This is a genomic window from Enterobacter cloacae complex sp. P6RS (assembly GCF_014982245.1).
Classification (GTDB): Bacteria; Pseudomonadota; Gammaproteobacteria; order Enterobacterales; family Enterobacteriaceae; genus Enterobacter; species Enterobacter bugandensis.
On record NZ_JADCLB010000003.1, the window covers coordinates 227,995 to 247,421 of the forward strand.

Consider the following 19,427-nt stretch of genomic DNA (forward strand, 5'->3'; position numbering starts at 1 on the left):
AATCAGATCTCAGGCGTTTTGCTAAAGCCGGTCAGCATCAGGATCAGGCTTTGCGGGGAAGACGCCGTCTCAAACTGGTAGTGATTTCCCTGACGATCGCCGCCGATGTACCACGAAATCTCGGTTTTCCCTTCTGCCAGCGCCTTGCGCACCGCTTTATCCACGTCCACCATCCGGTATTCGCGGGAGTGGTTAAGGTAAAGCACCGCATCCGAACGATAGTTACAGGCTGGCCGCGACTGCCAGCTCACGCTGGCCGGATCCCAGTCGTTGCTTGCCGGATAGAAGAAAATTTGATCCGCGCCGTTGGTTTCCACTTTCCCGCCATAAATCCGCACGCGGTATTTAAACTGCGAAGGATCCTGTCCGGCAGGCAGCGGGGGAATGTGAAACTTCACCAGCGACAGCGTTTCGCTGTTTTTGGTGCGCCCGCCGTTCTGCCAGTTATCCTGCACCAGCAGGACCTGGGGCTCTGGCTGGGTAAGCGCGGGCTCCAGGCTGCTGAGCCAGACGCTGGCCTTCGCTTTTGAATAACCATACGGAACGGTGGTGCCGCAGTCCAGACCGCGGTTCATGCACAGATCGGTCATAAAGCGCGCGGCGTCTTCCGTCCAGCCGTTCATAAAATCAGCATGCGCCGTATACAGGCTCCCCCACCGCTCTTCACGCTCGTTGCCGTGCATGATGGGGTCGAGAGAAAGCTGCGCTTTGCTGGTATCGAGCGAGCTAATCGTCGGGAGCACGTACGCAATGTTCATGTTCACAGTGGGAATTTTCACCGGGAAGTCGGACGGGCACTGCCCTTTGGTGTCGTAGGTGGCGTTGGCCAGACCGTGAGCGGGCTTAAGATTTACCCCGTCCCAGCAGTTCGGAAACTGAATGCCGATATTAAACTGCACGGCATCGTTCGCCTTGCGTAAGCCGCAGACCTCACCCGTTTTGGTGGTGTAGCCCTTGCCGTTAGCGCACAGGAAGGTGATATGTGGATTCGGCGCGGTGCCGTGATGATCGCCCGCCAGCAGCGACAGCCCCGCCGGGAACGGGTGCAGCGGCCAGGTGTCGACGTTCGATGCCTGATAATAGGTTTTTTGATAGGCGGGTTTGACCACCGTTCCGTCAGGCAATTTCAGAGAGGGTGCCCAGTAGGCCGAGCTGTCTGCTTTGTTATCGCAGGTGGTCTTTTCATCTTTACGCAGCGATTCACGGCTGGAGAAGGCATCCGTTTGCACGTTGCCAAAAAAATCGTGCAGCATGGCCTCGTTGGGCATGCCGTGCATCATAATGGCATCGTCGCCGAGCGTGTGGGAGTAACCGCAGACGACGTGCGCCTGTGGCGCAGCGTGCGCCGCCTGCATGGCAATCAATAGTGCGGTGGCAGAAAGTGCCGGGGTTAATACTGTCCGTTTCATTATCATCTCCTTCTGAGAAAGGAGATATTGGTATCAAAACGGCCAGGGTTTACCGAGGATTTGCCCGCGTATTTTTCCGTTCATCCCTGCTTTACACGGATCACGCACAGTTCATTCCAGTACGTTTCGCGCGTGCGGCGAAGTTCAGCGTGACGTTTTATCATGGAACCACTCCGGGTCGATGTTAGCGACGTCCACGCCATACAGGCTGGCAACAGGCAGTATTGACTCCAGAACACGCTGCGCGCTGTTCTCCGCATTCGCTGGCCGGGTCGCAAAAAACCGCCGTAGCGTGCCGATCCATTTTTTCATTGCCTTTACCCCTCTCGCTTCACCAGCCCTGAGTTAAGCACGCGTTTCCTGGCCGCGGAAATATCAATTCCGGCAGTCAATGTGCAGGACGTGCAAATAGCTCCTTACATTTACCTGCCGATAACACACTGTTCACTAATGCTTTTTTGTATAGAGCAAAGAACATTTTCTTATTTGGCGATAGCTTTTGCTTATGGGAGCGTAACGGTGCAAAACAAAAACAACGGGACGAACGATGACTATGGCAGCAAAGATGAAAAGGTTTAAAAAAGGGACGGCAGTTCTGGGATTACTGGCCGCCGGGAGCCTGTTTTCAGCGCAGGCGCTGGCCGATCGGCTGGAGGATATTAAGGCCGCGGGGGTGGTGAAAGTCGCCACGTTTGACGCCAACCCACCGTTTGGCTCAATTGATGCAAAAACGCACGAGATCGTGGGTTACGACGTGGACTTTGCCAAAGCACTGGCAAAATCACTCGGCGTGAAGCTTGAACTGGTTGCCACCAATCCGGCCAACCGAATTCCGCTGCTTCAGTCCGGTAAAGCAGACCTGATCGTAGCGGATATCACCATCACCCCGGAACGCGCGCAGGTGATTGATTTCTCCACCCCCTATTTCGTGACCGGACAACAGTTCCTGGTTCCCGCCAAATCGCCCGATAAGCTGGATGAATACAGCCGGGCGCGCATTGGCGCGGTCAAAGGCACCACGGGTGAACAGGCGCTCCACCAGCGTTTCCCGCAGTCCCGCGTGCTGGCTTATGACGACATTCCTCTGGCGCTGACGGCGCTGCGCAACGGCAACGTGCAGGCCATTACCCAGGACAGCACAATTCTTGCAGGCCTGCTGGCACAGGCTCCGGATAAAGCGAACTTCAAAATCCTGCCCGATCTGCTCAGTAAAGAAGAAATTGGCGTCGGGGTGAAGAAAGGTGAAACGGCGCTGCTGAAAGCCGTTAACGATGAGCTGGTTAATCTCGAGAAGAACGGTCAGGCGGCAAAAATCTATGACGTCTGGTTTGGCCCAAACACGCCCGCTCCACAGCCTCGCGCCTTTAAAATAGAAGCCAGGTAATTATGCTCTCAGGTTTATTTTCCCACTCCGCGGCCGGTGCCGCGGATTTTTCACATCTGGAACAGGCCAGCGTTGAGTTTCGTCACGTGGACAAACGCTACGGCGACCATCAGGTTTTACGCGACATTAACCTCACCATCACGCCCGGTGAAGTGGTTGCTATTCTCGGCCCTTCCGGTTCGGGTAAATCAACGCTGATCCGTCTTATCAATCAGCTTGAAACCCTGAGCGGCGGGGAAATCCTGGTCGACAGTAAGCCGACCGGGCAGCTTTCCGGCAGCAGGCTGCGTCAGCTGCGCAGCCGCGTTGGATTTGTGTTTCAGCAGTTCAATCTGTATGCCCACCTCACCGCCAGCCAGAACATCACCCTGGCGCTGGAGCATGTGCACGGCTGGAAGCCACAGCCAGCTCAGGAGCGCGCGCTGGCGCTGCTGGAGAAGGTCGGAATGCAGGAAAAGGCTCACCACCTCCCCGCTGAGCTTTCCGGCGGCCAGCAGCAGCGCGTGGCGATTGCCCGCGCCCTGGCCTCGTCGCCGCAGATCATCCTCTTCGACGAGCCGACGTCGGCGCTCGATCCGGAGATGATTGGCGAAGTGTTATTCGTCATGAAAGCCCTTGCCCATAGCGGGATCACCATGATTGTCGTGACTCATGAGATGCAGTTCGCCCGGGAAATTGCCGACCGGATTGTCTTTATCGACGGCGGGCAGATTCTTGAAACAGCGCCGCCGGGGCAATTTTTCAGTCAACCGTCGCATCCCCGGGCGCAGCGTTTCCTGCAAAAAGTGCTGAACCCGCTGCACCAGGAGCACCTCTGATGTCCGCCCTCGACTGGCAGGGCGTGCTGGCCGGACAGCCTCTGCAGTGGATACTCTCCGGATTTCTCACCACCCTGTGGGTGACGCTGGCGGGGGGCCTGATCGCCAGCCTGCTTGCACCGTTCTTTTTGCTCCTGCGTCTTTCCGGTGGACGCATCGGGAATGCGGTCGTCAGCGGCTGGGTATCGCTGTTTCGCAATACGCCGCTGTTGGTGCAGCTGCTGTTCTGGTATTTCGCCGCCTGGAACGGGTTACCGCAGGGCTTTCGAGACGCGGTGAATGCGGATCACAGCTGGTCAATTCTGCCCGGCGACGTCTGGTGGTTTACCCCTGAGTTTTTATGTTCTGCCTGGGGGTTGGGCGTTTTTACCTCGGCGTTTTTAATTGAGGAAGCGGCATCGGGACTGCGTTCTGTTCCTGCCGGACAGCAGGAAGCGGCGCTGGCGCAAGGGTTCTCCTCGTGGCGTTTATTTCGCTACATCCTTCTGCCGCAGGGGCTCGCCAACGCCTGGCAACCCGTTGTCGGCCAGTACCTCAATTTGATGAAGCTCTCCTCGCTCGCCAGCGGGATAGGCTTCGCTGAGCTAACCTACCAGGTCCGGCAGATTGAAAGTTACAACGCCCACGCCATGGAGGCGTTTATCGTCGGTACGGTGCTCTATTTGCTTACCGGCATTGTCATGGGGATGGTGCTGGTGCGCGTCGGCCCGCATTCAGGGAGGAAAAAAGATGGTTGCAGGATTTAACGTTATTGTCGAAAACCTGGATTATCTGCTGTGGGGACGAACGGCAGCGGGTGAACCCGGCGGCGTACTGCTTTCGCTGCTGATGGCCGCAGGGGCCGCCCTGCTTGCGCTTCCCGGCGGCGTGGCGCTGGCGTGCCTCGCCTGGCGCTATCCTGGGCTGGTGCGCAGGGGGCTTTTTCTGTGGGCGGAGTTGATTCGCGGTATTCCCCTGATTTTTGTGATTTTCTGGATGTGGTACCTATTGCCGCTGATCACCGGAGGGGATCTGCCGGGGGCGCTGACCGTGACGCTGGCGCTGGCCTGGTTTACGGCGGCATCGGTGATGCATTCGGTTTTTGCCGGGCTCAGGGCGCTCCCTGCGGGTCAAAACGAGGCCGCGCTGTCTCAGGGGTTCAGCACGCAGCAAATCCTGTGGCGCGTGCTGCTGCCGCAGACGCTGAGGAATATTTTGCCGTCGCTGGTGGGAATTTTTATCAGCCTCCTGAAGGATACGTCGCTGGCGTTTATCGTCAACGTCCCGGAGCTGACCACGGTGGCGGGACAGGTCAACAACCGGGTGCAAATCTACCCGGCGGCCATCTTTATCTTTACGGGTGCGGTCTATTACCTGCTCTGCTGCTCGCTTGAACAGGTCGCGAAACGCTGGCACGTTAGCCGGCCAGCGCCTTAACCACCGTTTCCATCGCTTCGGTTGTCAGTGCGCTGCGCTTGATGCGCTGGTTCGCCAGCGCCGTGCGCAGCACGCCCGCAATGACAATATGCTTCGGCTCCTGCCCTAAATCACGCATCTCCAGCACCACCTTTCCGACCACCCGGCACATCTCCTGGTACAGCGCTTCATCTTTGGTCACGTTACCCATCGTCATCACTCCATTGCCTGTTAAACGTTGAGCTTAAATGATTCTCCCGCCGGATACAAAAAAGAAGCCCGGCGAGGATCTCGCCGGGCTTCATCTGGAAAATCAAATAATTAGTTGTTTACTGGAATGACCGCGCCTTTGTATTTGGTGCGGATCCAGTCCTGAATCTCTTTGGAGTGCAGCACGTTCACCAGCGCGACGATGTCTTTCTTTTTCTCGTCACCGCGATGCACGGTAATGATGTTGGCGTACGGGTTGTTTTCACCGCTCTCGACCGCAATCGGGTCGTGAACCGGATCCAGACCGGCGTCTATCGCATAGTTGGCGTTAATCACCACCGCGTCGCCTTCGTCGTTGTTGTACATCTGCGGCAGCAGGGACGCTTCCACGTTCGGCGTGAACTTCAGTTTTTTCGGGTTCTCAACGATATCGCTGATGCGCGCCGTCACTTTGTCGATGCCCGGCTTCAGCTTGATCACGCCCTCTTTTTCGAAGATGGAGAGAATACGGCCTTCCTCGGAAACCGCATCACGCATGATGATCTTGCCGCCTTCCGGCAGGTCCTTCAGGGATTTGTATTTTTTTGAGTAGATGCCGATTGGCTCAATGTGGATCGCGCCCGCACTGACAAAATCGTAGTCTTTATCGCCCGCATGATCTTTCAGCACGCTGTTCAGGTAAGGAATGTGCTGGAAATAGTTCGCGTCGATGTCATGACCCGCCAGCGCAGTGTTCGGCAGAATGTAGTCCTGGAACGGTTTAATCTCCAGGTCGATACCCTGCTTCGCCAGAATCGGCTTTGCCTGCTCCAGAATTTCGGCGTGCGGCGTGTTGGATGCGCCCACGGTCAGGGTGTCGGCCCAGGAGGCGAAGCTCAGGGCGCTCAGGGTTGCGGCGGCGATCAGCGTCAGTGTCTTTTTCATGATGTGGTTCCTGTGTGTATTTATTAGCGTTTATCTAACAGTGAAGTAATGACATCGCCGCAGAACTGGATAATGAAAACGATGATTAAAATGGTCACCGTTGCCACCAGCGTGACGTCACCATGGTTGCGCTGGAATCCTTCCAGATAAGCCAGATTTCCTAAACCGCCGGCACCAATCACCCCCGCCATGGCGCTGTAGCTCACCAGCGCAATCAGCGTCACCGTAATACCTGATACCAGTGCAGGTGATGATTCCGGCAGTAAAACCCGAAACACGAGCGTGCTCAGTCGTGCGCCCATCGAGCGCGTTGCTTCAATGACCCCTTTGTCCACTTCGCGCAGGGCGATCTCCACCAGACGCGCATAGAACGGCGCAGCGCCGACAATCAGGGCCGGAAGCGCCGCGTTAGCGCCAAGGATGGTGCCGACGACGGTCTTGGTGAATGGGATCAGCAGAACGATGAGAATGATGAACGGAATAGAGCGGAACACGTTCACCACTATCGAAATGACGCTGTAGACCGTGCGGTTGTGGAACAAGCCACCGCGCGCGGTTAAAAACAGCGCCAGGCCCAGCACGATGCCCAGCACAAAGGTCGCCACGCCGGACAGCGCGGTCATGTACAGCGTCTCCAGCGTTGCAGCCCAGAGCTGATCCCACTTGAGATGCGGAAAGAGATTCTCAGACATGTTTAATTACCTCGCCTTCAATATCGCTGTGCTGCAGGTCGGCGAGGATATTGTTCAGTTGTTCATCGGATGCCGCCACGTGGACCCAGAGCTGCCCGAAAACACCGTGGGCGGTCTGCGTCATTTTTCCGTGCAGAATGTTAAACGGCAGGCCGTAGCGCAGGGTGAGTTCCCCGACAATCGGCTTGTGCGTGCTGTGTCCGGTAAAGGTCAGCCTGATCACCGTGCCTTCCAGATCGTTTGCGAGTTCAGTATTGAAGGTCTCTTCCTCGGCGTACTGGCTGACCTGGCGGACAAACTGCTGCGTAATCGGCTGCTGCGGATGGGTAAAGACGCTCAGCACGTCGCCCTCTTCCACCACTTTGCCGTTCTCCATCACCGCCACGCGGTCGCAGATTTTGCGCACCACGTGCATCTCGTGCGTGATCAGCACGATGGTGAGTTTGAAGCGGCGGTTAATGTCCAGCAGCAGATCGAGGATCTGATCGGTGGTCTGCGGGTCGAGCGCGGACGTAGCCTCATCGCAGAGCAGCACGTCGGGGTTGTTGGCCAGCGCGCGCGCAATCCCCACGCGCTGCTTTTGCCCGCCGCTCAGCTGCGACGGATACGCATTTTCGCGTCCCTTCAGGCCAACCAGCTCCACCAGTTCGGCGACGCGCGCCTTAATCTTCGCTTTTGGCACACCGGCAATTTGCATAGAGAAAGCAATGTTCTCACTCACCGTGCGCGACCACAGCAGGTTGAAGTGCTGAAACACCATGCTGATTTTGAGACGCGCCTGGCGCAGCGCTTCACCTTTTGCGGCGGAGATATCCTGCCCGTTAATGGTGACGCTCCCGGCGCTGGGTTTCTCCAGACCATTCAGCAGACGAATCAGCGTGCTTTTCCCGGCGCCGCTGTAACCGATAATGCCGTATATTTGTCCCTGCTCTATCGTCAAATTGACGTTATCAACGGCTGTGAGTGCCACCTTTCCGTTGTCAAAAACCTTCGAAATATTGCTCAGTACAATCATTCTTATTCGTTATCCGTGCCGCCCTCGGCGGTTTAGCAGTATGGATGTCCAAACGATAGTAAACAGGCGTTATCAGCTTTTAAATGAACAAAAAAGAATGTGTTATAACTTTCGGAAATAAACAGCGGATTTACCGGGTGGGAAGCATTTAGACCAATTTCAGCAATGATTATCTGCCGGATGCATATCTGCTGGCGGACGCGCGTAAAAAACGGTCATTTTTGCAGCATTTTATCCCGATATAGCCATCCCCACATCCAGACAACTTTACGTCTTGCTGTCCTGACATCCAAAAACGGTATTTATATTCCTTTCTGTTCTAAACGGCAGTGAATGGTTCTTTATTGAGAAAATTTCATCGCCCTATCATCCCGTCATGACATCCCGAAAGGAAAACATCATGACGATTTACCACTCCGTCACCGAACTGATTGGCCACACGCCGCTGATCCAGCTACATAAGCTTGATACCGGTCCCTGCTCACTGTTTCTGAAGCTGGAGAACCAGAACCCCGGCGGCTCGATTAAAGACCGCGTTGCGCTGTCGATGATTAACGAAGCGGAGCGTACCGGCCAGCTGCAGCCGGGCGGCACGATTATTGAGGCCACGGCGGGCAATACCGGCCTCGGCCTGGCGCTGATCGCCGCCCAGAAAGGCTACTCGCTGATCCTCGTAGTGCCCGACAAAATGAGCCGCGAAAAGATTTTCCACCTGCGCGCGCTGGGTGCTCAGGTAGTGCTGACCCGCTCGGACGTGAATAAGGGCCACCCCGCCTATTACCAGGATTACGCCCGGCGTCTGGCTAACGAGCTGCCGGGCGCGTTTTACATCGACCAGTTCAATAACGTGGCCAACCCGCTGGCGCACCGCACCACCACGGCACCGGAGCTGTACGAGCAGCTTGACGGCAGAATTGACGCCATCGTCGTCGGCGTCGGCTCAGGTGGTACGCTCGGTGGCCTACAGGCGTGGTTCGCCGAGCACTCTCCGCACACCGAGTTTGTCCTGGCTGACCCGGCCGGATCCGTTCTCGCTGACCAGGTGGAAACCGGACGCTACCACGACGCGGGCTCCTGGCTGGTAGAGGGAATTGGCGAAGACTTTATTCCCCCGCTGGCCCACATCGAAGGGGTGAATCGCGCCTGGCGCATCTCCGACCGCGAAGCGTTCGCCACCGCGCGCGAGCTGCTGAAAACGGAAGGCATTCTGGCGGGCTCCTCCAGCGGCACGCTGCTGGCGGCGGCGCTGAAGTATTGCCAGGCGCAGACCACGCCGAAGCGCGTGGTGACCTTTGCCTGTGACAGCGGCAATAAATATCTCTCGAAGATGTTCAACGACGACTGGATGCGCCAGCAGGGGCTTATCACGCGCCCTCAGGCGGGGGATCTCTCCGACTACATTGCCCTGCGCCATGATGAAGGCGCTACCGTCACCGCCGCACCGGACGATACGCTTTCCACCGTACTGGCACGCATGCGTCTGTATGACATCTCTCAGCTGCCGGTCCTGGAGAACGGCAAGGTGGTGGGCATTATCGACGAGTGGGATCTCCTGCGGCATATCGGCGGCGACGGCGACCGCTTTGCCCTGCCGGTCACGGCGGCCATGACCCGTCAGGTGGAATTTCTCGATAGACGTGCCCCGGAGAGCGCCCTGCATGCCATCTTCGACCGCGGTCTGGTTGCCGTGATTAACGACAATGACCATTTTCTCGGCCTGATTACGCGCAGCGACGTCCTGACCGCGTGGCGCAATCGTCTACAGCAATAAAGGATTAAACGATGAAAAACCTGGCAACCCTGAGCGTCCACAGCGGCGCATTCAACGACCCGCACGGCGCCGTCATGCCGCCGATTTACGCCACGTCGACGTTTGCGCAACCGTCACCGGGCGAGCATACCGGCTATGAGTATTCCCGCAGCGGCAACCCAACGCGCCATGCGCTGGAAACCGCCATCGCCGAACTGGAAGGCGGCACGCGCGGCTACGCCTTTGCTTCCGGTCTGGCGGCCATCTCCACGGTGCTCGAGCTGCTGGATAAAGACAGCCATATCGTCGCCATTGATGACGTTTACGGCGGGACGTACCGCCTGATTGAAAACGTGCGCAAACGCAGCACCGGCCTGCAGGTCAGCTGGGTTAAGCCGGACGACCTGGCCGGGCTTGAGGCCGCCATTCGCCCGGAGACCCGCATGGTGTGGGTCGAAACGCCGACCAACCCGCTGCTGAAGCTGGCGGATCTGGCGGCCATTGCGGCGATCGCCCGTCGTCATAACGTCATCAGCGTGGCGGATAACACGTTCGCATCGCCGGTGATCCACCGTCCGCTGGAGTCCGGTTTCGATATCGTGGTGCACTCCGCCACCAAATACCTTAACGGCCACTCTGACGTGGTGGCTGGGCTGGCAGTGGTGGGAGATAATCCGGCGCTGGCGGACCAGCTTGGCTATCTGCAAAATGCGGTCGGTGGTGTCCTGGATCCGTTCAGCAGCTTCCTGACCCTGCGCGGTATCCGCACGCTTGCGCTGAGGGTAGAAAAGCACAGCAGCAACGCGCTGGAGATTGCGCAATGGCTGGCGCAGCATCCTCTGGTCGAAAAGGTATTCTATCCCGGCCTGGAATCACATCCGCAGTACCAACTAGCCCGCACGCAGATGGCGCTGCCCGGTGGCATGATTTCCGTCGTGGTAAAAGGCGATGCGCAACGCGCCACCGAGGTGATTCGCAACCTGAAGCTGTTCACCCTCGCGGAAAGCCTGGGCGGGGTGGAGAGCCTTGTGAGCCAGCCTTACAGCATGACGCACGCCTCGATTCCGCTGGAGCAACGGCTGGCAAACGGTATTGTGCCGCAGCTGATCCGCCTCTCGGTAGGCATTGAAGATCCAAAAGACCTGATTGCCGACCTCAGCCAGGCGCTGCAAAAATAAGCAAACGGCGGCAGGTCGCTCACCTGCCGCCAAAAGTTGTCATCATGGCTTAACGCCTTGATAACAATATTATGTGAAACGGCATTGATTAATTCTGAAACACCGTTTCCATTTTCCTTTTATCTTAAAATTAGCGTATAATGCGCGCCAAATCCCTGGTGAATGGTTTCAGCGCTTGGAATACAAAAAACAACGTACAACTTCTCCTCTCCTTCGTTGGGCTGTCACTCAGGCACACTTTCTTCTGCACGCTCATTTGATGTCTCCTATCCTTAGTGCGTGTCATATACTCTTTTGCAACACAGGTTTGACTCCGCGGCGGTGCGCCCCCGGAGCGAGATTTCCATATCCTTCCCAACTTAAAGACTAAGACTGTCATGAAAAAGACGAAAATTGTTTGTACTATCGGCCCGAAAACCGAATCCGAAGAGATGCTGAGCAAAATGCTGGACGCCGGCATGAACGTGATGCGTCTGAACTTTTCCCACGGTGACTACGCAGAACACGGTCAGCGTATCCAGAACTTGCGCAACGTGATGAGCAAGACCGGTAAAAAAGCGGCGATCCTGCTCGATACCAAGGGTCCGGAAATCCGTACCATCAAACTGGAAGGCGGTAACGACGTCTCTCTGAAAGCGGGCCAGACCTTCACCTTCACTACCGACAAATCCGTTGTCGGTAACAGCGAAATCGTTGCGGTCACCTATGAAGGCTTCACCAGCGATCTGTCTGTGGGTAACACCGTGCTGGTCGACGATGGTCTGATCGGTATGGAAGTGACCGCTATTGAAGGTAACAAAGTTATCTGTAAAGTGCTGAACAACGGCGACCTGGGCGAAAACAAAGGCGTTAACCTGCCGGGCGTTTCTATCGCGCTGCCAGCACTGGCGGAGAAAGACAAACAGGACCTGATCTTCGGCTGCGAACAAGGCGTTGATTTCGTTGCGGCGTCCTTCATCCGTAAGCGTTCCGACGTGGTTGAAATTCGTGAGCACCTGAAAGCCCACGGCGGCGAGAAGATCCAGATCATCTCCAAAATCGAAAACCAGGAAGGCCTGAACAACTTCGACGAAATCCTCGAAGCGTCTGACGGCATCATGGTTGCTCGTGGCGACCTGGGCGTTGAAATCCCGGTTGAAGAAGTGATCTTCGCGCAGAAGATGATGATCGAGAAATGTGTTCGCGCGCGTAAAGTGGTTATCACCGCCACGCAGATGCTGGACTCCATGATCAAAAACCCACGCCCTACCCGCGCTGAAGCAGGCGACGTGGCGAACGCCATCCTCGACGGTACCGATGCAGTAATGCTGTCCGGTGAATCCGCTAAAGGGAAATACCCTCTGGAAGCGGTCGGCATCATGGCGACCATCTGCGAACGTACTGACCGCGTGATGACCAGCCGTCTGGACTTCAACAACGACAGCCGCAAGCTGCGCATCACTGAAGCAGTATGCCGCGGTGCGGTAGAAACCGCTGAGAAACTGGAAGCGCCACTGATTGTTGTTGCGACCCAGGGCGGTAAATCTGCGCGCGCAGTGCGTAAATACTTCCCGGATGCCACCATCCTGGCCCTGACCACCAACGAAACCACCGCACGTCAGCTGGTGCTGAGCAAAGGCGTGGTTGCGCACCTGGTCAAAGAGATCGCCTCTACTGACGATTTCTACATTCAGGGTAAAGCAATGGCTCTGGAAAGCGGTCTGGCGCAGAAGGGCGACGTTGTTGTAATGGTTTCTGGTGCTCTGGTACCAAGCGGAACAACCAATACTGCCTCCGTTCACGTGCTGTAATAATTCACGAACGAATTAAATTTGATAAAAAGCGCCCAATGGGCGCTTTTTTTATTCCCGGCATTAGCCAAATTCATTCAAAAAGCAAATCGGGTTTTTCTATTTAAATGCGATTTATCTAAGATGAATCCGATGAAAAATGCCTTTTTTTACATAGCTTTTTACTCAAAACGCACTGATTCGATGCTTCTTTGAGCGAACGATCAAAAATAGGCGTATTCCCATCAAAAAAATATTCTCAACCCAAAAAAGTTTGTGTAATACTTGTAACGCTACATGGAGATTAACTCAATCTAGAGGGTATTAATAATGAATCGTACTAAACTGGTACTGGGCGCGGTAATCCTGGGTTCTACTCTGCTGGCTGGTTGCTCCAGCAACGCTAAAATCGATCAGCTGTCTTCTGACGTTCAGACTCTGAACGCTAAAGTTGACCAGCTGAGCAACGACGTGAACGCAATGCGTTCCGACGTTCAGGCTGCTAAAGACGACGCAGCTCGCGCTAACCAGCGTCTGGACAACCAGGCTACTAAATACCGTAAGTAATAGTACCTGTTAATAAAATGGCGCACATTGTGCGCCATTTTTTTTGCCTGCGTCAAAATGCTACTGCGTTACCTTTTCCCCTTCCTCTTCTGCTACCGCAGCAGACACCCGGCTGTTCTGCACTGACAACACGCTATTGCTGGCCGACGGGCCGCTACCCGCGGATACGACAACCGGGATCCCGGCACGGCGCGCCAGGGCTTTATCAATTAACGCCTTATCGCTTCCGGCCTGAGAAACAAAGGTGGCAAAGTCTGCCGAGTGGGTGATGGGCGAAATCTGCGGGTTCTCGCCCTCCACCTGCGCCAGCGGACGGTGGACCTCAATATAACGTTTACCGTCCGGCTCAACCGAGAATTTCACCGGCTCGTTGATGATCTGTACCCGCGTGCCGACCCGCACCTGTTCAAACAGGGCTTTAATATCCGGGGCGTTCATTCGCATACAGCCGGAACTGACGCGCAGACCTACGCTGTCCGGCGCGCTGGTGCCGTGAATAAGATATTCCCCATTACCAATTCCCAGACGCAGCGCATAGCGCCCCAGCGGGTTATTTGGCCCCGCCGGGACGACGGGTGGCAATTTAATTCCCTGGGCCAGGGAACGCGCTCTGATGCCCGCCGTTGGCGTCCAGGTTGGATTAGGGATTTTTTGGCTGACGCGGGTGGTACTCACCGGCGTTTCCAGCCCCAGCTGTCCGATGCCGAGCGGGAAGACCTGGACAATATTTTCTCCCGGTGGGAAGTAGTAAAGCCGAAGCTCGGCCAGGTTAACCACAATGCCTTCGCGCGGGGTATCCGGCAGCAACATCTGCGACGGGATGGTGATAACGGTACCCGGTGCCGGGTTTACTGGCGCAATGGTATTGTTCGTTTCAAGGATCACCTGCGCCGCCGTATTAAACCGACGGGCGATAGTCTGAAGCTTATTATCCCCTTCCTGTATCGTGTAGGTTTGATTTTGCCCAATCAGACGGCTGCCTGCGGGCGGCAACGGATAGTCCATCGCGCGGGCCGAATTAAACGTACCGAGCGAACTGAGGAGTAATAGAGTTATTAGAGACGCGCGCTTCATGCTGAGATTCCTTATTCACTGGCAGGATGCCAGAAAGCTGAAAAACCAGCGAGGCGGGAACCACCTCGCGAAACAGAATGAATGCTGTTCTGTAAGTCTAGCTAAGGATTGCAGCTTTGGCGCGAATGGCGCGAATCATCGCTTCCAGCCCCTGGGAGCGGGACGGGGTGAGGTGTTGGGTCAGGGCCATTTTTTCAAACCACGGGCGGACATCGAACGCGACGATATCCTGCGCCGACATCCGGTGGTAAAGAATAAAGACGACCGCAATCAGCCCTTTTACAATGGCCGCATCGCTGTCGCCGTGCAGGGCGATAGTGCCGTCGTCAGACTGCTCCATCACAATCCACACCTGGCTCTGGCAGCCCTGAATAATGTTTTCCGGGTTATGCGCCTCTTCTCCGAGCGGCGGCAGACGCTGCCCCAGCTCGATGATATAAAGGTATTTCTCTTCCCAGTTTGCACAGCGCCCAAAGTTGCGCAGCAATTTGTCTCTGTCCGGCAGTTCTGCCATCTTTTGCCTCTTCTTAGCCCAGCAGCTGGTGAATGCGCTTAAGCCCCGCCACCAGCCTGTCGACCTCTTCCATTGTGTTATACATCACCAGCGATGCGCGGCACATTGCCGGCACCTGGTAAAAAGCCATCAGCGGCATGGCACAGTGGTGCCCGGTACGGACGGCCACGCCGTAGTTATCGAGGAAGCTGCCCACGTCATAGGCGTGGTGTTTCCCCAGGTTAAAGGCAATCACGCCCTGTCGGTCAGCCGGGCCATACAGGGTAAGGTCAGGCACGCTGGCAAGCTCCTGCAGCGCGTAGTGCATCAGCAGCTGTTCGTACTCCTGAATGGCGTCGAGGCCGATTGCGGAGACGTAAGACACCGCCGCCCCCAGGCCGATAATCCCGCCGGTGTTGGGGGTGCCCGCCTCGAAGCGCCAGGGCGCACGGGCGTAGGTCGTCCCTTCCGTCAGGCTGACGGTGGCGATCATCGATCCGCCCCCTTCCCACGGCGGCATCGCCTGCAGGATGTCTTCTTTCACATACAGCACGCCAATCCCGGTCGGGCCATAGAGCTTATGCCCGGAGAATACGTAGAAATCACAGTCCAGCGCCTGCACGTCCACCGCGTGGTGCATCACCGCCTGCGCACCGTCAATCAGCACCTTCGCGCCGGCCTGATGGGCTTTTGCGATAATCTCTGTCACCGGGTTTTCGGTGCCCAGCACGTTAGAGACCTGGGTGACCGCCACCAGCCGCGTTTTATCGTCCAGCAGGGCGTCAAGCTGCTCCAGCTGCAGCGTGCCATTGTCGTTCAACGGAACGACCCGCAGCTGCGCGCCGACACGCTCGCAGAGCATCTGCCACGGCACAATATTGGCGTGGTGCTCCATCTGGGTGATGATGATGTTATCCCCCGCGCGCACCTGGGCGTTGCCCCAGCTGTTGGCGACAAGGTTAATCCCCTCGGTTGTGCCGCGCACAAATACCAGCTCTTCCGGCAGGCGTGCATTGAGGAAGGATGCAATTTGCGTGCGCACGTTTTCCATGCGCTGGGTCGCCTCGGCGCTCAGGGTATGAATACCGCGATGCACGGCGGCGTAGCCGTGGCGGTAGAACTCGGCTTCCGCATCCACCACCTGATTCGGCTTCTGCGCGCTGGCCGCGCTGTCGAGATAGGCCAGCGGCAGGCCGTTCACTTCACGGGTCAGAACCGGGAAATCGGCCCGCACTTTCTCTACGGGAAAACTCATGCTTCGCCTCCGGGCAGACGCTGACCAATGCGGGCCAGCACCTGCTGCTTCAATACGCCATCGTGCAGCGCTTCCGTAAGCTCCGCCGCAAAGGCGTAGATGATCATTTTCTGCGCCGCCTGCTGGTCGATGCCGCGCGAGCGCAGGTAGAACATCTGCTCGTCGTCGATCCGACCGACCGTCGCGCCGTGACTGCATTTTACGTCGTCGGCGTAGATCTCCAGCTGCGGCTTGGTGTCCACTTCCGCCAGGCGCCCCAGCAGCAGATTGTTGTTGGTCATCTGCCCGTCGGTTTTAATGGCGTGCTGGGCCACGTTAATCAGGCCGTTAAACACCGCCCGCCCTTTATCGCTGACGATGGTTTTGTGCAGCTGGCGGCTGTTGCAGTAGCCTTTGTTGTGCTCAAGCCAGGTGCGCGTGTCGCACACTTCTGCCTTCACCGGCATCGCCAGGCTGTTGATGCGCAGCGTAGTGTTTTCACCGTTAAGCTGCGTGCTGGTGTTGTGGCGCAGCACCGCGCCGCCGAGCAGGAAGCTGTGGCTGTACGCCGCGGCATCCTGGCCCAGCAGAAGATCGTTATGGGCAAAATGATGGCTCTGCGGATTCTCAAACGCCAGCTTAATGTGGTGAAGCTGCGCATTAGCGGCAACGTTCATCGTCAGCCGCGACCCGGTAAAATGGCGGGTCTCGTTGAGGCTGACGTAATGTTCGATTACCGTGGCCTCCGCCCCCTCCGCCAGCTCAAGGTGATGGCGATAGTGCGCGGTGTTGATCTCATCGCCCTCCACGCCCTGTGTGATGTGCATCAGCAGCAGCGGTTTTGCCGGACGCTGGTTACGCTTGACCTGAATATGCGTCACGCTGCGGGCCAGGCTCTCGGTCAGGTGGAGGAAGACTTCCGGCTGAACCGGGGTGCTCAGGCTCTGGCGGTCGTCGTTAATGACGATATCGAACCCGCTATCCCGGGCGTCGTCGCTCAGTTCTGGACGCCAGACGCCGTCGACAAAGACCAGACGCACCGCATCCACCGTCAGCGCCAGAGCGTCGCGCCGGACCGGGTCAATCTCCGCCAGACGCGTCACAAACTCGCCGTTCAGCAGGCCGTCGAGTGGGGTGTATTTCCAGTTCTCATGCTTCCGCGTCGGCAGGCCGAGGCGCAGCATCTGCTGCAGGTGCTGCTGCGCCTGCTCGGAGCGCGTATTACCCTGCTCCTCAAACAGCCGGTGCCACTGCTGGAGCGCATTACTGCTGTTCGGTAAGCCAGCCATAGCCCTGCTCCTCCAGTTGTTTAACCAGCGTAAAATCACCGGATTTCACAATACGTCCCTGGTAAAGCACGTGGACATAGTCCGGCTTGATGTAATCCAGAATGCGCTGGTAGTGGGTGACAATAATGAACGAGCGCTTGCCGTCGCGCAGGGAATTCACCCCGTCGGCGACAATCTTCAGGGCGTCGATATCCAGACCGGAGTCGGTCTCATCCAGAATGCACAGCTCGGGCTCCAGCACCGCCATCTGCAGGATATCGTTACGCTTTTTCTCGCCGCCGGAAAAGCCGACGTTGACCGAGCGGGTCAGCAGGTCTTCCGGCATTTTCAGCAGTTTGATCTTCTCTTCCATGAGATCCTGGAAGTCGAAGCGATCCAGCGCCTCCTGGCCGCGATACTTGCGCACCGCATTCAGCGCCGTCTGAAGGAAAAACTGGTTGCTGACGCCCGGAATTTCCACCGGGTACTGGAAGGCCATAAAGATGCCCTCACCCGCGCGGTCTTCCGGCGACATCTCCAGAAGATCTTTGCCGTTAAATTCGACCGAGCCGCCTGTCACTTCGTAATCTTCGCGTCCCGCCAGCGTCGCTGAAAGCGTACTTTTCCCGGAGCCGTTTGGCCCCATGATGGCGTGAACTTCACCCGGCTTGACGTCAAAATTGAGACCGCGCAGGATCGCTTTCTCTTCCACGCTAACCTGTAAATCTTTAATGCTTAACATGTGCTTTCCTTAACCGACGCTGTGTTCAAGACTAATGGCGAGGAGTTTTTGTGCTTCAACGGCGAATTCCAGCGGCAGTTCAGAGAACACGTCCTTACAGAAGCCGTTCACAATCATCGAAATGGCATCTTCTTCGCTGATGCCGCGCTGCAGGCAGTAGAAGAGCTGATCTTCCCCAATGCGCGACGTGGTCGCCTCGTGCTCCAGCTGAGCCGTGTTGTTGCGACACTCCACGTACGGGAAGGTATGCGCCCCGCAGTCGGCACCGATCAGCATTGAATCACACTGAGTGAAGTTACGCGCGTTGGTGGCCGTCGGCATGATTTTCACCAGCCCGCGATAGCTGTTCTGGCTATGCCCGGCGGAGATCCCCTTCGAAATAATCGTCGATTTGGTGTTTTTCCCAATGTGGATCATCTTGGTGCCGGTATCGGCCTGCTGATGCCCGCTGGTCAGCGCCACCGAGTAAAACTCACCGATGGAGTTATCCCCGCGCAGAATACAGCTCGGGTATTTCCAGGTAATAGCTGAGCCGGTTTCCGACTGCGTCCAGGACATTTTGCTGTTTTCGCCTTCGCACAGCGCGCGCTTGGTGACGAAGTTCAGGATACCGCCGGTATTGCCGTCGCCGGGGAACCAGTTCTGCACCGTGGAGTATTTCACCTCGGCGTCTTTGTGAATGATGACCTCAACCACCGCCGCGTGCAGCTGGTAGCTGTCGCGCACCGGGGCGGAGCACCCTTCGATATAGCTGACGTAGCTGCCTTCGTCCGCTACCAGAATGGTGCGTTCGAACTGTCCGGTTTTTTCGGCGTTGATGCGGAAATAGGTGGAGAGCTCCATCGGGCAGCGCACGCCTTTCGGCACGTAGATAAAGGTACCGTCAGAGGCTACCGCGGCATTCAGCGCGGCGAAGAAGTTATCGTTGCTCGGTACCACGGTGCCGATGTACTTTTTCACCAGATCGGGATGGTCATGAATGGCTTCGCCAAAGGAGCAGAAAATGATCCCCTGCTCGGCCAGCTTTTCACGGTAGGTGGTCGCCACCGAGACGGAGTCGAAAATGGCGTCCACCGCCACCTCTCTCCCCTCGCGCACGGGCACGCCCAGCTGGTTAAACGCCTCTTCAACCTCTTTGCTCAGGAAGCTGTTCTCGGCACCGGTCTGCTGGACCGCGCCGGGCTGCGAGGCGCAGGTATCGTCACAGCTGCCGCAGGAGGGTGCGGAGTAGTAGCTGTAATCCTGATAGTTTAGCTTGTCGTAGTGGGCTTTCAGCCAGTGCGGCTCTTCCATCTCCAGCCAGGCGCGGAATGCGCTCAGGCGAAATTCGAGCATCCACTCGGGCTCGTTACGTTTGGCCGAAATGGCGCGCACCACATCTTCATTAATGCCTTTCGCCAGCTCGTCGGTCTGCAGCTGCGTGAAAAAACCCTCTTTATAGTTGAGGTGTCCGCCGCTCCAGGTGTTTACATCACTCGTTGCTTCAGTATTACGAGACATAGTAC

General features: G+C 56.9%; 20 protein-coding genes. 8 read left to right on the forward strand and 12 right to left on the reverse strand.

The features are described 5' to 3' along the window. Positions 1 to 2: 2 nt before the first annotated feature. Both INF73_RS02110 and INF73_RS02115 read right to left on the reverse strand, forming a co-directional pair. Entirely contained in the window at positions 3 to 1,409 is a 1,407-nt protein-coding gene (locus INF73_RS02110; protein ID WP_049000829.1) for a DUF1996 domain-containing protein, read from the reverse strand. Positions 1,410 to 1,553: 144 nt separating this feature from the next. Beyond that, positions 1,554 to 1,721, reverse strand: a complete 168-nt coding sequence (locus INF73_RS02115; protein WP_032644868.1) for a hypothetical protein — start codon at positions 1,719 to 1,721, stop codon at positions 1,554 to 1,556. Between the two features lie 241 nt (positions 1,722 to 1,962). On the opposite strand from INF73_RS02115, the gene INF73_RS02120 reads away from it, so the two are divergent. The 4 genes from INF73_RS02120 to INF73_RS02135 are packed head-to-tail and all read left to right on the forward strand — an operon-like array spanning position 1,963 to position 5,027. Next, a complete protein-coding gene (locus INF73_RS02120) occupies positions 1,963 to 2,793 on the forward strand; it encodes an ABC transporter substrate-binding protein (protein ID WP_071993779.1) in 831 nt (276 codons plus the stop codon). Between the two features lie 2 nt (positions 2,794 to 2,795). Next, positions 2,796 to 3,611, forward strand: coding sequence for an amino acid ABC transporter ATP-binding protein (locus INF73_RS02125; protein WP_045261541.1), 816 nt, complete (start codon positions 2,796 to 2,798; stop codon positions 3,609 to 3,611). Then, a complete protein-coding gene (locus tag INF73_RS02130; RefSeq protein ID WP_193542444.1) occupies positions 3,611 to 4,357 on the forward strand; it encodes an amino acid ABC transporter permease in 747 nt (248 codons plus the stop codon). The genes INF73_RS02125 and INF73_RS02130 overlap by 1 nt, the downstream gene beginning before the upstream one ends. Continuing rightward, a complete protein-coding gene (locus tag INF73_RS02135) occupies positions 4,341 to 5,027 on the forward strand; it encodes an amino acid ABC transporter permease (protein WP_193542446.1) in 687 nt (228 codons plus the stop codon). The genes INF73_RS02130 and INF73_RS02135 overlap by 17 nt, the downstream gene beginning before the upstream one ends. On the opposite strand, the gene fumD is transcribed toward INF73_RS02135, so the two are convergent. The 4 genes from fumD to INF73_RS02155 form a co-directional block, all read right to left on the reverse strand. Then, a complete protein-coding gene (gene fumD / locus INF73_RS02140; protein WP_028012876.1) occupies positions 5,008 to 5,217 on the reverse strand; it encodes a fumarate hydratase FumD in 210 nt (69 codons plus the stop codon). The two genes, INF73_RS02135 and fumD, sit on opposite strands and share 20 nt — an antisense overlap. A gap of 110 nt (positions 5,218 to 5,327) precedes the next feature. Then, complete coding sequence (locus INF73_RS02145; RefSeq protein ID WP_028012875.1) at positions 5,328 to 6,140, reverse strand: MetQ/NlpA family ABC transporter substrate-binding protein; 813 nt, start codon at positions 6,138 to 6,140, stop codon at positions 5,328 to 5,330. A gap of 23 nt (positions 6,141 to 6,163) precedes the next feature. Beyond that, positions 6,164 to 6,832 carry a methionine ABC transporter permease gene (locus INF73_RS02150; protein ID WP_028012874.1) on the reverse strand — a complete coding sequence of 223 codons (669 nt, stop codon included), beginning with the start codon at positions 6,830 to 6,832 and terminating at the stop codon, positions 6,164 to 6,166. Further along, positions 6,825 to 7,847 carry a methionine ABC transporter ATP-binding protein gene (locus INF73_RS02155; protein ID WP_047365404.1) on the reverse strand — a complete coding sequence of 341 codons (1,023 nt, stop codon included), beginning with the start codon at positions 7,845 to 7,847 and terminating at the stop codon, positions 6,825 to 6,827. The genes INF73_RS02150 and INF73_RS02155 overlap by 8 nt, the downstream gene beginning before the upstream one ends. A gap of 400 nt (positions 7,848 to 8,247) precedes the next feature. Between INF73_RS02155 and INF73_RS02160 the strand changes: the two genes are divergently transcribed. From INF73_RS02160 to lpp, 4 genes are all read left to right on the forward strand, one after another. Continuing rightward, positions 8,248 to 9,618, forward strand: a complete 1,371-nt coding sequence (locus INF73_RS02160; RefSeq protein WP_028012872.1) for a cystathionine beta-synthase — start codon at positions 8,248 to 8,250, stop codon at positions 9,616 to 9,618. 11 nt (positions 9,619 to 9,629) lie between these two features. Continuing rightward, the gene (locus INF73_RS02165) at positions 9,630 to 10,775 is read left to right on the forward strand and encodes a PLP-dependent aspartate aminotransferase family protein (RefSeq protein ID WP_049000819.1); all 1,146 of its coding nucleotides are present in this window, start codon (positions 9,630 to 9,632) and stop codon (positions 10,773 to 10,775) included. A gap of 377 nt (positions 10,776 to 11,152) precedes the next feature. Beyond that, positions 11,153 to 12,565, forward strand: coding sequence for a pyruvate kinase PykF (pykF, locus tag INF73_RS02170; RefSeq protein WP_014883536.1), 1,413 nt, complete (start codon positions 11,153 to 11,155; stop codon positions 12,563 to 12,565). Between the two features lie 309 nt (positions 12,566 to 12,874). Further along, the gene (lpp, locus tag INF73_RS02175; RefSeq protein ID WP_001082307.1) at positions 12,875 to 13,111 is read left to right on the forward strand and encodes a murein lipoprotein Lpp; all 237 of its coding nucleotides are present in this window, start codon (positions 12,875 to 12,877) and stop codon (positions 13,109 to 13,111) included. Positions 13,112 to 13,171: 60 nt separating this feature from the next. Here lpp and INF73_RS02180 read toward each other — a convergent pair whose 3' ends face one another. The 6 genes from INF73_RS02180 to sufB form a co-directional block, all read right to left on the reverse strand. Beyond that, on the reverse strand, positions 13,172 to 14,185 hold the full coding sequence (locus tag INF73_RS02180; protein ID WP_028012870.1) for a L,D-transpeptidase family protein: 1,014 nt from the start codon (positions 14,183 to 14,185) through the stop codon (positions 13,172 to 13,174). Between the two features lie 97 nt (positions 14,186 to 14,282). Continuing rightward, positions 14,283 to 14,699 carry a cysteine desulfuration protein SufE gene (sufE, locus tag INF73_RS02185; RefSeq protein ID WP_028012869.1) on the reverse strand — a complete coding sequence of 139 codons (417 nt, stop codon included), beginning with the start codon at positions 14,697 to 14,699 and terminating at the stop codon, positions 14,283 to 14,285. A gap of 13 nt (positions 14,700 to 14,712) precedes the next feature. Continuing rightward, entirely contained in the window at positions 14,713 to 15,933 is a 1,221-nt protein-coding gene (sufS, locus tag INF73_RS02190; protein ID WP_193542448.1) for a cysteine desulfurase SufS, read from the reverse strand. Continuing rightward, the gene (gene sufD, locus INF73_RS02195; RefSeq protein WP_192970958.1) at positions 15,930 to 17,201 is read right to left on the reverse strand and encodes a Fe-S cluster assembly protein SufD; all 1,272 of its coding nucleotides are present in this window, start codon (positions 17,199 to 17,201) and stop codon (positions 15,930 to 15,932) included. Before sufD ends, sufS begins: the two co-directional genes overlap by 4 nt. Beyond that, positions 17,176 to 17,922, reverse strand: a complete 747-nt coding sequence (sufC, locus tag INF73_RS02200; RefSeq protein ID WP_041910384.1) for a Fe-S cluster assembly ATPase SufC — start codon at positions 17,920 to 17,922, stop codon at positions 17,176 to 17,178. The genes sufD and sufC overlap by 26 nt, the downstream gene beginning before the upstream one ends. Before the next feature lie 9 nt (positions 17,923 to 17,931). After that, the gene (sufB, locus tag INF73_RS02205; protein ID WP_028012865.1) at positions 17,932 to 19,422 is read right to left on the reverse strand and encodes a Fe-S cluster assembly protein SufB; all 1,491 of its coding nucleotides are present in this window, start codon (positions 19,420 to 19,422) and stop codon (positions 17,932 to 17,934) included. Positions 19,423 to 19,427 lie beyond the last annotated feature (5 nt).

Bases quoted from the DNA above. Each gene is read 5' to 3' on its own strand.
- INF73_RS02160 (WP_028012872.1), top strand. From the start codon at position 8,248: ATGACGATTTACCACTCCGTCACCGAACTGATTGGCCACACGCCGCTG.
- sufS (WP_193542448.1), bottom strand. From the start codon at position 15,933: ATGAGTTTTCCCGTAGAGAAAGTGCGGGCCGATTTCCCGGTTCTGACC.
- INF73_RS02125 (WP_045261541.1), top strand. From the start codon at position 2,796: ATGCTCTCAGGTTTATTTTCCCACTCCGCGGCCGGTGCCGCGGATTTT.
- INF73_RS02150 (WP_028012874.1), bottom strand. From the start codon at position 6,832: ATGTCTGAGAATCTCTTTCCGCATCTCAAGTGGGATCAGCTCTGGGCT.
- INF73_RS02130 (WP_193542444.1), top strand. From the start codon at position 3,611: ATGTCCGCCCTCGACTGGCAGGGCGTGCTGGCCGGACAGCCTCTGCAG.
- fumD (WP_028012876.1), bottom strand. From the start codon at position 5,217: ATGGGTAACGTGACCAAAGATGAAGCGCTGTACCAGGAGATGTGCCGG.
- lpp (WP_001082307.1), top strand. From the start codon at position 12,875: ATGAATCGTACTAAACTGGTACTGGGCGCGGTAATCCTGGGTTCTACT.
- sufD (WP_192970958.1), bottom strand. From the start codon at position 17,201: ATGGCTGGCTTACCGAACAGCAGTAATGCGCTCCAGCAGTGGCACCGG.
- sufE (WP_028012869.1), bottom strand. From the start codon at position 14,699: ATGGCAGAACTGCCGGACAGAGACAAATTGCTGCGCAACTTTGGGCGC.
- INF73_RS02155 (WP_047365404.1), bottom strand. From the start codon at position 7,847: ATGATTGTACTGAGCAATATTTCGAAGGTTTTTGACAACGGAAAGGTG.
- INF73_RS02180 (WP_028012870.1), bottom strand. From the start codon at position 14,185: ATGAAGCGCGCGTCTCTAATAACTCTATTACTCCTCAGTTCGCTCGGT.
- INF73_RS02145 (WP_028012875.1), bottom strand. From the start codon at position 6,140: ATGAAAAAGACACTGACGCTGATCGCCGCCGCAACCCTGAGCGCCCTG.
- INF73_RS02110 (WP_049000829.1), bottom strand. From the start codon at position 1,409: ATGAAACGGACAGTATTAACCCCGGCACTTTCTGCCACCGCACTATTG.
- INF73_RS02165 (WP_049000819.1), top strand. From the start codon at position 9,630: ATGAAAAACCTGGCAACCCTGAGCGTCCACAGCGGCGCATTCAACGAC.
- sufB (WP_028012865.1), bottom strand. From the start codon at position 19,422: ATGTCTCGTAATACTGAAGCAACGAGTGATGTAAACACCTGGAGCGGC.
- INF73_RS02135 (WP_193542446.1), top strand. From the start codon at position 4,341: ATGGTTGCAGGATTTAACGTTATTGTCGAAAACCTGGATTATCTGCTG.
- INF73_RS02115 (WP_032644868.1), bottom strand. From the start codon at position 1,721: ATGAAAAAATGGATCGGCACGCTACGGCGGTTTTTTGCGACCCGGCCA.
- pykF (WP_014883536.1), top strand. From the start codon at position 11,153: ATGAAAAAGACGAAAATTGTTTGTACTATCGGCCCGAAAACCGAATCC.
- sufC (WP_041910384.1), bottom strand. From the start codon at position 17,922: ATGTTAAGCATTAAAGATTTACAGGTTAGCGTGGAAGAGAAAGCGATC.
- INF73_RS02120 (WP_071993779.1), top strand. From the start codon at position 1,963: ATGGCAGCAAAGATGAAAAGGTTTAAAAAAGGGACGGCAGTTCTGGGA.